Origin of the sequence: Streptomyces sp. NPDC048389 (assembly GCF_040706335.1) — a bacterium.
In the GTDB taxonomy this organism is placed as follows: domain Bacteria; phylum Actinomycetota; class Actinomycetes; order Streptomycetales; family Streptomycetaceae; genus Streptomyces.
Genome location: NZ_JBEZKP010000005.1, coordinates 1 through 13,367 on the forward strand (window position 1 = coordinate 1; position 13,367 = coordinate 13,367).

Annotated in this window: 16 protein-coding genes; 12 read left to right on the forward strand and 4 right to left on the reverse strand. The window is 68.8% G+C overall.

Annotation, left to right across the window (positions count from 1 at the left end; all coding sequences use genetic code 11):
• The first annotated feature begins 97 nt into the window (after positions 1 to 97).
• The 7 genes from AB0903_RS05385 (at position 98) to AB0903_RS05415 (ending at position 7,070) form a co-directional block, all read left to right on the forward strand.
• Positions 98 to 871 carry a histidine phosphatase family protein gene (locus tag AB0903_RS05385; RefSeq protein WP_366699236.1) on the forward strand — a complete coding sequence of 258 codons (774 nt, stop codon included), beginning with the start codon at positions 98 to 100 and terminating at the stop codon, positions 869 to 871.
• A gap of 194 nt (positions 872 to 1,065) precedes the next feature.
• Entirely contained in the window at positions 1,066 to 2,316 is a 1,251-nt protein-coding gene (locus AB0903_RS05390) for a hypothetical protein (protein ID WP_366699238.1), read from the forward strand.
• Positions 2,317 to 2,384: 68 nt separating this feature from the next.
• Entirely contained in the window at positions 2,385 to 2,984 is a 600-nt protein-coding gene (locus tag AB0903_RS05395) for a TlpA disulfide reductase family protein (protein WP_366699240.1), read from the forward strand.
• A 13-nt stretch (positions 2,985 to 2,997) separates the two neighbouring features.
• Positions 2,998 to 3,759, forward strand: a complete 762-nt coding sequence (locus AB0903_RS05400; protein ID WP_366699574.1) for a cytochrome c biogenesis protein CcdA — start codon at positions 2,998 to 3,000, stop codon at positions 3,757 to 3,759.
• Between the two features lie 2 nt (positions 3,760 to 3,761).
• A complete protein-coding gene (locus AB0903_RS05405) occupies positions 3,762 to 5,435 on the forward strand; it encodes a cytochrome c biogenesis protein ResB (RefSeq protein WP_366699242.1) in 1,674 nt (557 codons plus the stop codon).
• A complete protein-coding gene (gene ccsB / locus AB0903_RS05410; RefSeq protein WP_366699244.1) occupies positions 5,432 to 6,517 on the forward strand; it encodes a c-type cytochrome biogenesis protein CcsB in 1,086 nt (361 codons plus the stop codon). The genes AB0903_RS05405 and ccsB overlap by 4 nt, the downstream gene beginning before the upstream one ends.
• 37 nt (positions 6,518 to 6,554) lie before the next feature.
• Positions 6,555 to 7,070, forward strand: coding sequence for an SRPBCC domain-containing protein (locus AB0903_RS05415; protein ID WP_366699246.1), 516 nt, complete (start codon positions 6,555 to 6,557; stop codon positions 7,068 to 7,070).
• Between the two features lie 9 nt (positions 7,071 to 7,079).
• Here AB0903_RS05415 and AB0903_RS05420 read toward each other — a convergent pair whose 3' ends face one another.
• Entirely contained in the window at positions 7,080 to 7,529 is a 450-nt protein-coding gene (locus tag AB0903_RS05420; RefSeq protein WP_366699248.1) for a nucleoside deaminase, read from the reverse strand.
• 309 nt (positions 7,530 to 7,838) lie between these two features.
• Positions 7,839 to 8,228, reverse strand: coding sequence for a PLD nuclease N-terminal domain-containing protein (locus AB0903_RS05425; RefSeq protein ID WP_366699250.1), 390 nt, complete (start codon positions 8,226 to 8,228; stop codon positions 7,839 to 7,841).
• A 90-nt stretch (positions 8,229 to 8,318) separates the two neighbouring features.
• On the opposite strand from AB0903_RS05425, the gene AB0903_RS05430 reads away from it, so the two are divergent.
• The 4 genes from AB0903_RS05430 to AB0903_RS05445 are packed head-to-tail and all read left to right on the forward strand — an operon-like array spanning position 8,319 to position 11,762.
• Positions 8,319 to 9,770 (forward strand): menaquinone biosynthesis decarboxylase, encoded by a 1,452-nt coding sequence (locus AB0903_RS05430; RefSeq protein WP_366699252.1) that lies wholly within the window; start codon positions 8,319 to 8,321, stop codon positions 9,768 to 9,770.
• Positions 9,767 to 10,237, forward strand: coding sequence for a hypothetical protein (locus tag AB0903_RS05435; RefSeq protein ID WP_366699253.1), 471 nt, complete (start codon positions 9,767 to 9,769; stop codon positions 10,235 to 10,237). The genes AB0903_RS05430 and AB0903_RS05435 overlap by 4 nt, the downstream gene beginning before the upstream one ends.
• On the forward strand, positions 10,237 to 11,157 hold the full coding sequence (gene mqnP, locus AB0903_RS05440) for a menaquinone biosynthesis prenyltransferase MqnP (protein WP_366699576.1): 921 nt from the start codon (positions 10,237 to 10,239) through the stop codon (positions 11,155 to 11,157). Before AB0903_RS05435 ends, mqnP begins: the two co-directional genes overlap by 1 nt.
• 26 nt (positions 11,158 to 11,183) lie before the next feature.
• On the forward strand, positions 11,184 to 11,762 hold the full coding sequence (locus AB0903_RS05445; protein ID WP_366699255.1) for a Uma2 family endonuclease: 579 nt from the start codon (positions 11,184 to 11,186) through the stop codon (positions 11,760 to 11,762).
• Here the strand turns inward: AB0903_RS05445 and AB0903_RS05450 are convergent.
• A complete protein-coding gene (locus tag AB0903_RS05450; protein WP_366699257.1) occupies positions 11,759 to 12,358 on the reverse strand; it encodes a rhomboid family intramembrane serine protease in 600 nt (199 codons plus the stop codon). The two genes, AB0903_RS05445 and AB0903_RS05450, sit on opposite strands and share 4 nt — an antisense overlap.
• Positions 12,359 to 12,466: 108 nt before the next feature.
• On the opposite strand from AB0903_RS05450, the gene AB0903_RS05455 reads away from it, so the two are divergent.
• Positions 12,467 to 13,129, forward strand: coding sequence for a UbiX family flavin prenyltransferase (locus AB0903_RS05455; protein ID WP_366699578.1), 663 nt, complete (start codon positions 12,467 to 12,469; stop codon positions 13,127 to 13,129).
• On the opposite strand, the gene AB0903_RS05460 is transcribed toward AB0903_RS05455, so the two are convergent.
• Positions 13,126 to 13,272, reverse strand: coding sequence for a hypothetical protein (locus tag AB0903_RS05460; protein ID WP_366699259.1), 147 nt, complete (start codon positions 13,270 to 13,272; stop codon positions 13,126 to 13,128). The two genes, AB0903_RS05455 and AB0903_RS05460, sit on opposite strands and share 4 nt — an antisense overlap.
• Positions 13,273 to 13,367: the final 95 nt, after the last annotated feature.

Genomic DNA, 13,367 nt, shown 5'->3' on the forward strand with positions numbered 1-13,367 from the left:
GAACCATCGAGGGCAACCGCATGAAAGCCATGCCCGGAGTCTCTGGGTCTCTGGACCTTACGACGGCCCGTCCAACCCACGAACAAGGTAGGACCGCATGAGCGCCGGGCAGAGCAGCGGCTCCGAGCACCACGCGCTGGACGACGCACTGGACCGCGCCGCCGCCAAGAGCGCCGAGGTCCGGCGCGTCGCCGGCGGCGGTGAGATCACCGTCGTGCATCTGGTGCGCCACGGTGAGGTGCACAACCCCGACGGTGTCCTCTACGGGCGCCGCAGCGGCTACCACCTCTCCGATCTCGGCCGGCGGATGGCCGACCGGGTCGCCGAGCACGTCTCGGCACGTGACATCACCCATGTCGTGGCGTCTCCGCTGGAGCGGGCGCAGGAGACGGCCATGCCGATCGCGAAGACGCACGGTCTGACGCTCGACACGGATGAGCGGCTGATCGAGGCTGCCAACGTCTTCGAGGGCAAGACCTTCGGCGTCGGCGACGGCGCGCTGCGCAAGCCGGGCAACTGGAAGCATCTGACCAACCCGTTCCGCCCGTCCTGGGGCGAGCCGTACGTGGAGCAGGCCCGGCGGATGCTGGCGGCGCTGGACGCGGCACGGGACGCGGCGCGCGGCCACGAGGCCGTGTGCGTCAGCCATCAGTTGCCGATCTGGACCGTGCGCAGTTTCGTGGAGCGCCGCCGGCTGTGGCACGATCCGCGCCGCCGTCAGTGCACTCTGGCCTCCCTGACCACGTTCATGTACGAGGGCGACCGGATTGTGTCCGTGGGTTATACGGAACCCGCCCGGGATCTTGTTCCGGCGCATCTCCTCGCGGGGGCCCGGCCGGTGAAGGGCAAGAGCAAGGCATTCGGCGCGTAGCCGACGCCGCTGATCGTCGATCACCCGGTCCGCGATCAGTCAAGATCATTCGCTGGTATGAAAGAAAAATAATCAGACGTCCCCGGAACCCTCATGTTCCGACGCGCATCTCAGCTTGTGCCGGTTTGCCGTGCCGGTTTGCCGGGCCGGTTTCAGACAGCTCTCCGCACCAAGAGAGCGCGGATGGGGACGATATGCGGGACATCAGCCGAAGGGGTTTGCTCGGAGCGGGGCTTGGGGCTGCGGCGGCGATCGGGGCGGCCGGCTGCAGCTCCGGCGGATCGGGCGGACGCGGGCACGACGATCCGGCCAAGGGGGGCGGGCCGGGGAAGGGCAGCGCCAAGCCCTCTCCGTCGAAGACCCCCGGCCGGCCGATCGGTGACGGTTCCACCTCCGACACGGGCAGGCAGCCGCACCAGCCGCAGAAACCCGTCCCCCTCGAACCGGGGCAGACGCCGCCGCAATTCGTGATCTTCTCCTGGGACGGGGCGGGTGAAGTCGGCAACGGCCTCTTCCCCCGATTCCTCGAACTCGCCAGGAATCACGGGGCGGGCATGACCTTCTTCCTCTCGGGGAACTACCTGCTGCCCGAATCGAAGAAGTCGTTCTACCGGCCGCCCAACAACCCGGTCGGCGCTTCCGACATCGGTTATCTCACCGACGACCACATCAAGGACACGCTGAAGTACATACGCCAGGCATGGCTCGACGGCCATGAGATAGGCACCCACTTCAACGGCCATTTCTGCGGCGGCAGCGGATCGGTCGCCAACTGGACTCCCGCTGACTGGCGAAGCGAGATCGAACAGGCTGTGAAGTTCGTCACCGAATGGCGCACGAACAGCGGCTGGCACGACATCGACCCACTGCCCTTCGACTACCGCAAGGAACTCGTCGGCGCACGCACTCCCTGCCTGCTCGGCCAGGACAAACTGCTGCCGACGGCCAAGCAGCTCGGCTGGCGCTACGACGCCAGCTCGCCCGGCGGCCGCCAGACCTGGCCGGACAAGAAGCTCGGCATCTGGGACCTGCCGCTGCAGGCCGTCCCGTTCCCAGGCCACTCCTTCGAAGTCCTCTCCATGGACTACAACATGCTCGCCAACCAGTCGAAGAATTCGACCCAGGGCATGCCCTCCCGTTATCCGGGCTGGAAGAAGCAGGCAACCGACGCCTATCTCGCGGGATTCAACCGGGCCTACGAGAGCAATCGCGCGCCCTTCTTCATCGGCAACCACTTCGAGCAGTGGAACGGCGGCATATACATGGACGCCGTCGAGGAATCGCTCAAGGTCATGGCCGGGAAGAAGGGCGTACGGCTGGTGTCCTTCCGTCAGTTCTGCGACTGGCTCGACGCGCAGGACCCGCAGGTGCTCGCCAGGCTGCGGACACTCGAAGTCGGACAGGCGCCGGCGGGCGGTTGGAGCACATTCCTTAAGGCGGCTTGACAACGGTCGCAATCGGGCACGCAGGGGGGTGCGGAAGATCGGCTCAGGAGCCATGCGAAACTTTTCACATGAGTCCTAGCCGTGCCCCCCGCGCCGTCCTGCTGACCGCACTGGTCGCCGCAGGGGCGCTCACCCTGTCGGCCTGCGGCGACGGTGGAAAGTCCGGCGGTGGCGGCGACACCAACTTCGTCACCGGCACCGGTGGTGTCGACACCGTCCCCAAGGGCGAGCGCCGGTCGACCGGCAAGCTCGCCGGCGAAACCCTCCACGGCGAGCACCTCGACGTCGCCGACCTCAAGGGCAAGGTCGTCGTACTGAACGTATGGGGATCGTGGTGCGGACCGTGCCGTGCCGAGGCGCGCTATTTCTCCGAGGTGGCCAAGGAGACCAAGGCGCAGGGCGTGGAGTTCGTCGGGATCAATACCCGTGACGCCAAGAAGCAGAAGGCGATCAACTTCGAGAAGGACTACGGCGTCGAGTACCCGAGCCTGTACGACCCGATCGGGAAACTGATCGTCAACGGCTTCCCCAAGGGCACTTTGAACCCGCAGGCCATTCCCACCACGATCGTCCTCGACCGTGAGGGCAGGATCGCGGCTCGTTCCCTCAAAGCGCTGGACGACAAGGAACTCCGCAAGATGATCGACCCGCTGATCGCGGAGAAGTGATCCCGTGGAGGCTCTGGCTCTGGCCGCGGCGTCCGGCGTGACCGAGACGATCAGCGAAGGCGCACTGCCGCTCGCCCTGCCCCTCGCCGTACTCGCCGGGCTCGTCTCCTTCTTCTCGCCCTGCGTACTGCCCCTCGTGCCCGGCTACATCTCGTACGTCACCGGCATGGGCGGCACCGACCTGGCGGAGGCGCGACGCGGGCGGATGGTCACCGGCGCGTCCCTCTTCGTCCTGGGCTTCACGGTCGTCTTCGTTTCCGGCGGCGCGCTGTTCGGCTACTTCGGCAGCACTCTCCAGGAACAGCGCGAGGTCCTGTCCAAGGTCCTCGGCGGCCTGATGATCCTCTTGGGCGTGTTCTTCATGGGGCTCATGCCCTGGCTCACCCAGCGGGAGTTCCGCTTCCACAAGCGCCCGGCGGCCGGCCTCGCCGGTGCCCCGCTGCTCGGCGGGCTGTTCGGCATCGGCTGGACCCCCTGCCTCGGGCCGACGATCGCGTCGGTGAACGTCCTTGCGTTCCAGGAGGCGACCGCCGGCCGTGGGGCCGTACTGATGGTCGCGTACTGCCTCGGCCTCGGCCTGCCCTTCGTACTCGCCGCGGTCGCCTTCCGCAGGGCCCTCGGCGCGTTCGGATGGGTCAAGCGTCACTACACGTGGGTGATGCGGATCGGCGGCGGCATGATGATCGCGACCGGTCTGCTGCTGCTCACAGGTGCATGGGACACCCTGGTGCAGGAGATGCAGGGATGGTCCGACGGCTTCACGGTGGGGATCTGAGCATGAGCAAGACCGAAGAGCGCGAAGTCGGCGAGGCCGAGGCGCGGCTGTCCACCGCCCCCGTGGAGGAGGGGGCCCCGGATTCCGCCGGCGGTCCCGCGATAGGAGTGATCGGCTGGCTGCGCTGGTTCTGGCGGCAGCTGACCTCCATGCGCGTCGCGCTGATCCTGCTGTTTCTGCTGTCGCTGGGCTCCATCCCGGGCTCGCTGATCCCGCAGAACAGCGTGGACACCATGAAGGTGGACGCCTTCAAGGAGCGGCACGAGGTCCTGACACCCGTCTACGAGAAGCTGCAGCTGTTCGACGTCTACAGCTCGGTGTGGTTCTCCGCGATCTACATCCTGCTCTTCATCTCGCTCATCGGCTGCATCGTGCCGCGCAGCCGGCAGTTCGTCGGACAGCTCCGCGGCCTGCCGCCGGGCGCTCCCAGGCGGCTCACCCGCCTGCCCGCCCACACCACCTGGCGCACTCGGGCCGAGCCGGAAGAGGTGCGTGAGGCTGCGCTCGCGCTGCTGAAGAAGCGCCGCTTCCGGGCCCGTACCGCCGAAGACGCGGTCGCCGCGGAGAAGGGCTACCTCCGCGAGGCGGGGAACCTCGTCTTCCACGTGTCGCTGATCGTGATCCTCGTGGCGTTCGCGGTGGGGGTCCTCTTCAAGTCGGAGGGCGGCAAACTCGTCGTCGAGGGTGACGGTTTCTCCAACACCCTCACCCAGTACGACGACTTCAAGTCCGGTTCGCTGTTCAGCCCCGACGAACTCGTGCCGTTCAGTTTCACCCTCGACAGCTTCACCGGCACGTACGAGAAGAGCGGTCCGCAGCGCGGCACGCCCCGCACCTTCGAGGCCGCCGTGACCTGGTCCCAGGGCGACGGGCGCGAGCGGAAGTCGGTCATCGAGGTCAACAAGCCGCTGGACGTCGAGGGCACCAAGGTCTACCTGCTGGAGCACGGCTACGCGCCCGTCGTCACCATCCGCGACGGCAGGGGCAAGGTCGTCAGCAGCGAGGCCGTGCCGCTGCTGCCGATCGACGCCAACGTCTCCTCGACCGGTGCCATCAAGGTGATGGACGGCTACCGCGACAAGAACGGCAAGAAGGACCAGCTCGGCTTCGCCGCGTTCTTCGTACCCACCTACGGGGGCGAGAACAGCGGCCAGATGTTCTCCCAGTTCCCGGGGCTCGAGTATCCCGCGCTCAGCCTCGGCGCCTTCCGCGGCAGCCTCGGTGTCGACGCCGGCCTGCCGCAGAACGTGTACCAGCTCGACACCAGCAAGATGGAGCAGTTCAAGGACGCCGACGGGAACAGGCTCACCGAGCGCCTGCTGCCCGGCGAGACCATGGAGCTCCCCGACGGCGCAGGGTCCATCACCTTCGAGAAGGAAGTGAAGGAGTGGGCCAGCTTCCAGATCTCGCAGCAGCCCGGCAACGGCTGGGCGCTGACCGGCGCGATCGCGGCCATCGCCGGCCTCGCCGGCTCGCTGTTCATCCAGCGCCGCCGGATCTGGGTGCGGGCCGTGCGCGGCGCGGACGGTGTGACCGTCGTCGAGATGGCCGGACTCGGCCGCAGCGAGTCGGCGAAGCTCCCCGAAGAGCTGGCCGAACTCGCCGCCACCCTCCATGCGCAGGCGCCGACCGCGCCTGAACCCGTAGAAGTTCCTGCCGAAGGGTCTGAGAAGTGACTCTCGCCGCCGCAACCAACGCGAACCTGGCCGAGATCAGCAACTACCTGATCTACTCGTCGATGGCCGTCTACACGCTGGCCTTCTTCGCGCACATCGTCGAGTGGACGCTCGGCAGCCGCAGCAAGGTGGCCCGTACCGCCGCCGCGTTGACCGCCCCCGCCGGGGAGAAGGCGGACGAGGCGCCGAAGGTCCAGGTCAAGGGCGGCGGTACCGCCGTCCTGGAGAAGCCCAAGGTCGTCACCCGGGCCGCCAACGGCGCCCGTGACGTCCCCGACGGCCCCGGCGCGCACGGCGGCACCGAGAGCGGGGACCTGTACGGCAGGATCGCGGTCTCGCTCACCGCTCTCGCCTTCCTGCTCCAGGCGGCCGGTGTCACCGCGCGCGCCCTGTCGGTGCAGCGCGCGCCGTGGGGCAACATGTACGAGTTCTCCACGACGTTCTCGACCGTCGTCGTCGGTGTGTACCTGGCGCTGCTCCTCGCCAAGAAGAACGTCCGCTGGGCCGGTCTGCCGCTGGTCACCACCGTGCTGCTCGACCTCGGCATCGCCGTCACCTGGCTCTACACGGAGAGCGACCAGCTGGTCCCGGCGCTGGACTCGTACTGGCTGTGGATCCACGTCTCCACCGCGATCTTCTGCGGCGCGGTCTTCTACCTGGGCGCCGTCGGCACGGTGCTGTACCTGTTCCGTGACTCCTACGAGAACAAGCTGGTGAACGGCGGCAAGCCGGGCCGCTTCGCCACCTCGGTGCTGGAACGGCTGCCCGCCTCCGCCTCTCTCGACAAGTTCGCCTACCGCGTCAACGCCGCCGTCTTCCCGCTGTGGACGTTCACGATCATCGCGGGCGCGATCTGGGCCGGCGACGCGTGGGGCCGCTACTGGGGCTGGGACGCCAAAGAGGTCTGGTCCTTCATCACCTGGGTCGCCTACGCCGCCTATCTCCACGCCCGCGCCACCGCCGGCTGGAAGGGACGCAAGGCCGCGTACCTGGCGCTGATCGCCTTCGCCTGCTGGCTGTTCAACTACTACGGCGTGAACATGTTCGTGAACAGCCTGCACTCGTACGCCGGCGTCGAGTGAAGTAGCGCCCGCACCGCCGAAGGGTGACGCTGGATGCATGAGTGACGTGATCCCCCACGGCACCGTCGAGAACCGGGACGCCGGCACTCACCTGCTGCGGTACGAACTGCGTCTGCCGCATCCGGTGATCCGGGTATGGGCCGCCGTGGCCACCCCCGAAGCACTGCCGACCTGGCTCTGCGCCGCCGACGTACTCCAACCGAGAGTCGGCGGCGCCGTCACGCTCCGGTGGCTGAACGCTGACGCGCAGGGCCGTCACACCGTCGCCGAGGGCCATGTCACGGCATGGGACGTGGAGCGGGTCGCCGAGTACACGGTCTCCGGCCACGGCCGTATCCGCTTCCACCTCGAGCCGCACGGCGACAGCGGGACCGTGCTGCGCTTCACCAACGAACTGCGCTGCGACGACGACGTGCTCCTCGACCGCCTGGCCGGCTGGCACAACCACTTCGAGCTGCTCGTGGACGCCCTCGAGGGCAGGCCCATGACCGACTGGGCCCTCTGGACGCCGAAGCGGCGGCAGCAGCTGCGGGACGCCTACGCGGCGGCGTAGCGCCGGCGCTCAGGCCCCGATGTCCTCGTGCCACAGCTCGGGCCTGGCGGCGACGAAGTCGCGCATCGTCGCCCGGCACCCGGAGTCGTCCAGCAGGACGATCTCCACGCCGTTTCCGGCGAGCCAGTCGCGGCCGCCGCGGAAGGTCGCCGCCTCGCCGATCACCACCCGCGGGATGCCGAACTGACGCACCAGGCCACTGCAGTACCAGCAGGGCGAGAGCGTGGTCACCATCGTCGTCCCGCGGTACGAACGCTGCCGCCCGGCGGCACGGAAGGCCGCCGTCTCGGCGTGTGCCGACGGATCGCCGTCCTGGACCCGCCGGTTGCGGCCCCGGCCCAGCAGCGTGCCGTCCGCGCCGTACAGCGCGGCCCCGATGGGGATGCCGCCTTCCGCGAGACCGGCCCGCGCTTCGTCGACCGCGGTGGCGAGCCACTGTCGCGCCAGTTCCTGATCCATGCCGGGACTCTTCCCCGGCGAAGCGGGCGCGTCACGCGCGGTCTACGGCGTGACGCTCCTGCGGCTCCTGCGGTCTGAGCCTGCCGTCCACCTGCTCCTGCGCTCTGAGCCCGCCGTCCACCTGCTCCTGGTCAGCTCTGAGCCCGTTCGCCACGCCGTCCGGCCGACGGTGGGGCCGCCTCGACAACAGACCGCGGTACGGCAGCCCGGTACGGGCAGTCCGGTTCGGTCACGCCGGACCGGGTGTACGGCGGCCCGGCGGCTCTCCGGGGGAAGGCGACGCGGAGGCAACCGGGAGCCGCGGCTCCGTCACTGGCCCTTGTCACCGTCCTGCTCGCGCTTCTTCAGCTCCTCCTCGCGGCGGCGCAGGTCCGCCTCCCAGTCCTTGAGGACCGTCTCGTCCTTCTTGGTCTCGTCGTCCTTGAGGGACTTCAGGAAGTCGGGGTTGTCGTCGGGTGCGACCCACTGGGTGCGGTGGTTGCGGTGCCACGCGGACGGGGTGCGGCCGCCGGCCGGGGCGTGTCGCGTCTTGCCTGCGGCGAACCAGACGATCGGGCCGACGATCCAGAAGAGCAGGATGATGAACACCCAGGCCAGCTTGGGGAGATGCTTGGCCTCGTCCTCAGGCGTGTTCAGGCAGTCGACGAAAGCGTAGATCGTCAGCGCCAGCGGCAGGATGTACATCAGTGCCCTGAGCATGTGGGACAGCTCCCTGGAGACATAGGCGGGGCGGCGTTTCCCCGGCCCCGGTGACGGGGCCAGGGTAGCGGGTGCCCGATACTTGACCCCATGGCTTACGACGATCTTCGCTCCCTGCTCCGGGCGCTGGAGCGCGAGGGCGACCTCAAGCGCATCAAGGCCGAAGTCGACCCGCATCTCGAGGTCGGGGAGATCGTCGACCGGGTGAACAAGGCCGGCGGCCCGGCGCTGCTCTTCGAGAACGTGCGCGGCTCCTCGATGCCGCTCGCGATGAACGTCTTCGGCACCGACCGCCGCCTCCTCAAGGCGCTCGGCCTGAAGTCGTACGCGGAGATCAGCGAGAAGATCGGCGGGCTGCTCAAGCCGGAGCTGCCGCACGGCTTCATCGGGGTCCGCGAGGCGTTCGGCAAGCTCGGCTCGATGATGCACGTGCCACCGAAGAAGGTGAAGGACGCGCCCGTGCAGGAGGTCGTCCTGCGCGGCGACGACGTCGACCTGGACATGCTGCCCGCGCTGTTCACCTGGCCCGAGGACGGCGGCTCCTTCTTCAACCTGGGACTCACCCACACCAAGCACCCCGAGACGGGCGTGCGGAACCTCGGCCTGTACCGGCTCCAGCGGCACGACCGCCGGACCATCGGCATGCACTGGCAGATCCACAAGGACAGCCGCAACCACTATGCCGTCGCCGAGCGGCGCGGCGAGCGGCTGCCGGTCGCCATCGCCTTCGGCTGCCCGCCGGCCGTGACGTACGCCTCCACCGCGCCGCTTCCCGGCGACATCGACGAGTACCTGTTCGCAGGCTTCGTCGCGGGCCGGCGGACCGAGATGGTCGACTGCAAGACCGTGCCGCTTCAGGTCCCCGCGAACGCCGAGGTCGTACTGGAGGGCTGGCTGGAGCCGGGGGAGATGCTGCCCGAGGGCCCGTTCGGCGACCACACCGGCTTCTACACGCCGCAGGAGCCGTTCCCGGCGCTGACGATCGACTGCGTCACGATGCGCGAGCGGCCGCTGCTCCAGTCGATCGTGGTGGGACGGCCGCCGACGGAGGACGGGCCGCTGGGCCGGGCCACCGAGCGGTTCTTCCTCCCGCTGCTCAAGATCATCGTGCCGGACATCGTGGACTACCACCTGCCGGAGTCGGGCGGCTTCCACAACTGCGCGATCGTCTCGATCGACAAGAAGTACCCGAAGCACGCACAGAAGGTGATGCACGCCATCTGGGGCGCGCACATGATGTCCCTGACGAAGCTGATCGTGGTCGTGGACAAGGACTGTGACGTCCACGACCTGCACGAGGTCTCGTGGCGGGCGCTCGGCAACACCGACTACGCCCGTGACCTCACGGTCGTCGAGGGCCCGGTCGACCATCTCGACCACGCCTCCTACCAGCAGTTCTGGGGTGGCAAGGCGGGCATCGACGCGACGAGGAAGCTCCCGGAGGAGGGCTACACCCGGGACGGCGGCTGGCCCGCCATGGTGGAGTCCGATCCCGCGACGGCGGCGCTCGTCGACCGCCGCTGGAAGGAGTACGGCCTGTGAGCCCCGCACCCGTGGGCGGCCCGGCCCTCTTCATCGGCACCGACACCGACTACGTGGCCCTGGTGCGCCCCGAGCTCGACCCGGCCGACCCGAGTGTCCGGCTCGCCGCCGAGCAGGCGGGCGTGGCGCCCGAGGAGTTCGCCGGGGCCGGTGACACCTGGACGGTCCTGTTCGAGAACGACGGCGAGGGCGGCGGCTTCGAGCTGCCCGGTGTGCGCGACGCGGAGCCGGCCGGTTTCGCGGAGCGGCTGCGCGCCGAGCTCGCCGCGGCGTCCGGGCCCTTCACCGTCGACGGCGGCGCCGTGCTGAGCCTGGACGCCCGTCCCGCCGGCGCGGACGCGTTCGCCTTCACGGCCCACGTCACCCCGCCCGAGGACGAGGGCACGCGGCTGACCGTCCGGACGGGTCCGCTGCCCGTCGCCGAACTGTTGGCCGACCTCGACGCGTTTCTCGGGAGCCTCGCATGATGACCACCGCCGACGGGGTCGTGGGTCAGGGGCAGGCGCCGCAGCCGGCCGGGAAGGTCAAGGCTTTCCTGCGGCTGGTGATGATCGAGCACTCGGTCTTCGCGCTGCCCTTCGCCTACATCGCCGCGCTCACCGCGATGTTCCGGGCGGACCGGAGCGTCCACTGGGTGGAGCTGCTGCTCGTCACCGTCGCGATGGTGGGCCTGCGGACCTTCGCGATGGCCTGCAACCGGATCATCGACCGCGAGATCGACGCCAGTAACCCGCGTACGGCGGGGCGCGAGCTGGTCACCGGCGCGGTGTCCGTCCGTTCGGCGTGGACGGGCGCGCTCGTCGCGCTGGTCGTCTTCCTCGGTGCGGCGGCGCTGCTCAACCCGCTGTGTCTGGCGCTCGCGCCGGTCGCGGTGGTGCCGATGGTGGTCTATCCGTACGGCAAGCGGTTCACGAACTTCCCGCACGCCATTCTCGGTCTGGCCCAGGCGATGGGCCCGGTCGGCGCGTGGATCGCGGTCACCGGCGCGTGGTCGTGGGACGCGGTGATCCTGGGTCTGGCGGTCGGCGTCTGGATCGGCGGCTTCGACCTGATCTTCGCCTGCCAGGACGTCCAGGCCGACCGCGCCCACGGCGTGAAGTCGGTCCCGGCCCGCTTCGGCATCCCGGCCGCGCTCCACGGCGCCCGCGCCTCGCACGTCGTGACGACCGGCCTGCTGGTCTGGTACGCACTGGCGACGGACGCGGGCGTCTTCTTCTGGGCGGGCCTGGTGATCGTCGCGGTGGCGTTCCTCTACGAGCACACGATCGTCCGCCCGCACGACCTGTCCCGCCTGAACAGGGCGTTCTTCACCGTCAACGGGTTCATCGGCATTGCCCTTTTCGTGTGCGCGCTCCTCGATCTCGCGGTGCGTGGTCTGACCGTCTGAATAGCCTTCGGCCTACCATCGAGTGCATGGACAGGGAGGCCGACGTGACCGTCTCGGAGAGCGACCGCCTGCACTCACAGCTCAGCCGGTTCGAGGACATGTTCCCCGGGTACCGGACGGAGATTGTCGAGGGCAATATCGTGATGAGTCCGGTCAAGCCGCACCACAACGAGACGATCTGGGGCGTGCGCGACGTCTTGAAGTCCCAGCTCGCTGAAGAGTGGGGGTTCATCAGCGACGTGGCCGTGCTCTTCGACCAGGACAACGAGTTCTGTCCCGACCTGGCCGTGATCCCCGACGCCGAAAGGCGGAAGAATCTCAGTGTGTACTCCCCGGAACTCATCGAGATCGCTGTCGAGGTCGTCTCACCGAGTAGCGTCCGCAATGACTACGAGGTCAAGAACCGGGCTTACGCGCGGCGTGGCATCCCGAACTACCTGATCTTCGATCCCTACAAGGCGCACTGCGTGACCCTCTGGAATCCGGGCCCGGACGGATACCTCGGGCGGGACACCTTTCCCTACGGGAAGAAGATGTCTGTGGAGACCGGGATCGGCAAGCTGACCGTCGACACGACGAACCTGCCGGTGGACCCCAGCGCTTAACCAGGGTCTTTCGTGCCGCGACGGTGGAAGAGGAACGCCGCCGCGACGCCCGCCAGAAGCCCGAAGAGGTGGCCCTGCCAGCTCACGCCGGTGTCGCTCGGCGCTATGCCGAGCCCGATCGAGCTGCCCCAGACCGCGCCGACCACCAGGCCGACGGCGACCTGCCACAGGCTGCGCTCCACGAACCCGCGCACCACCAGGTAGCCGAAGAGGCCGAAGACGAGGCCGGAGGCGCCCGCCGTGTTGGCACCGGACGGGGAGAACAGCCACACCCCCAGGCCGGACACCAGGATGATCACCAGTGACACGACGAGGAAGCGGCGGATGCCGCCGAGCGCGGCGAGGAAGCCGAAGATCAGCAGCGGAACGCTGTTGGCCGCCACGTGGTCGAAGCCGAAGTGCATGAACGCGGCGGGGACCACGTCGGCCAGCTCGTCGGGCTGCCGGGCGGTGATGCCGTAGGCGTCCAGCGCGTGGCCCGAGGCCACGTCGATCGCTTCGAGCACCCACAGCAGCGCCACCCAGGCCAGCATGAGCAGGGCCGCGGCCTTCGCCCGGCCCGAACCGGTCCACCGGGTGGGTTCCGTGTACGTCATAGCTGCCCCTCTGCCGTGGGTACGCCCTGCTCGGGAAACGTGCCGCCCACCGTGCTCAGTTCCGCGTCCGCGGCGCCGGATAGGCTCAACGGTGTGGAGCAGCAAGAAATGAAGGGTCGTCGGCCGTGGGTCGTGGGGGTGTCCGGTGCTTCCGGTACGCCGTACGCGGCAGCCGTGCTGCGTGGATTGCTGGCCGCGGGCGAGAGCGTGGACCTGGTGGTCAGCCGGGCCTCGCGGCTGACGCTGCTCGACGAGACCGGTATCGCCTTCCGTGACGCCCACTGGCGCGATGATCTGCGGCAGTGGCTGGCCCGGGGAGCCGACGGGAAACCGGACCGGTTCGACGCCGATGTCTCGGACGTGCGGCACTGGTCTGCCGGAGACCTCGCCGCCGGCCCGTCGTCCGGGTCGTACCCGGTCAAGGGCATGCTGATCGTGCCGGCGTCGACGGCCTGTGTGGCGGGTGTGGCGCTCGGGCTCTCGAAGGACCTGCTGCAGCGCGCGGCGAGTGTGACGCTCAAGGAGCGGCGCGCTCTGGTGGTCGCCGTGCGGGAGACCCCCCTGAACGGGCAGACGCTGAAGCATCTGGTCACGCTGGACGAGGCGGGTGCAGTGGTGCTGCCCGCCTCTCCGGCGTTCTACGCGGGGGCGACGCACATCCAGGATCTGGTGGACTTCGTCGCCGGGCGGGTGCTCGACGCGGCAGGAGTGCCGCATCGGCTGTACCGCCGTTGGGAGGGGGAGCTGGGTGGTGGCTCCGCGGGTGGTTAGCGCTTCTTGCCGGTACGCGGTGTGCGGGTCCGGTCGACCCGGTGCGCGGCGGCGGGCTGATGGGCACGCGAGCGGTTGGCCAGCTCCTGCAGCTGTCGCATGTGGGCGTAGGCCATCTCGATCGTGTACACGGTGAGTGTCAACTCCTGTATGGATCGTGATCCGATGGGATCAGCTGTGATCGTTTGAATAATTCGCAGGGTGTCGACCCTGCATGCCTTAGATTCTACACGTAAAC

Excerpts from the sequence above, each read along its gene's own strand:
- AB0903_RS05430 (WP_366699252.1), top strand. The coding sequence starts at position 8,319 with ATGGCTTACGACGATCTTCGCTCCCTGCTCCGGGCGCTGGAGCGCGAG.
- AB0903_RS05415 (WP_366699246.1), top strand. The coding sequence starts at position 6,555 with ATGAGTGACGTGATCCCCCACGGCACCGTCGAGAACCGGGACGCCGGC.
- AB0903_RS05420 (WP_366699248.1), bottom strand. The coding sequence starts at position 7,529 with ATGGATCAGGAACTGGCGCGACAGTGGCTCGCCACCGCGGTCGACGAA.
- AB0903_RS05395 (WP_366699240.1), top strand. The coding sequence starts at position 2,385 with ATGAGTCCTAGCCGTGCCCCCCGCGCCGTCCTGCTGACCGCACTGGTC.
- AB0903_RS05445 (WP_366699255.1), top strand. The coding sequence starts at position 11,184 with ATGGACAGGGAGGCCGACGTGACCGTCTCGGAGAGCGACCGCCTGCAC.
- AB0903_RS05450 (WP_366699257.1), bottom strand. The coding sequence starts at position 12,358 with ATGACGTACACGGAACCCACCCGGTGGACCGGTTCGGGCCGGGCGAAG.
- AB0903_RS05390 (WP_366699238.1), top strand. The coding sequence starts at position 1,066 with ATGCGGGACATCAGCCGAAGGGGTTTGCTCGGAGCGGGGCTTGGGGCT.
- mqnP (WP_366699576.1), top strand. The coding sequence starts at position 10,237 with ATGACCACCGCCGACGGGGTCGTGGGTCAGGGGCAGGCGCCGCAGCCG.
- AB0903_RS05425 (WP_366699250.1), bottom strand. The coding sequence starts at position 8,228 with ATGCTCAGGGCACTGATGTACATCCTGCCGCTGGCGCTGACGATCTAC.
- AB0903_RS05455 (WP_366699578.1), top strand. The coding sequence starts at position 12,467 with ATGAAGGGTCGTCGGCCGTGGGTCGTGGGGGTGTCCGGTGCTTCCGGT.
- AB0903_RS05405 (WP_366699242.1), top strand. The coding sequence starts at position 3,762 with ATGAGCAAGACCGAAGAGCGCGAAGTCGGCGAGGCCGAGGCGCGGCTG.
- AB0903_RS05385 (WP_366699236.1), top strand. The coding sequence starts at position 98 with ATGAGCGCCGGGCAGAGCAGCGGCTCCGAGCACCACGCGCTGGACGAC.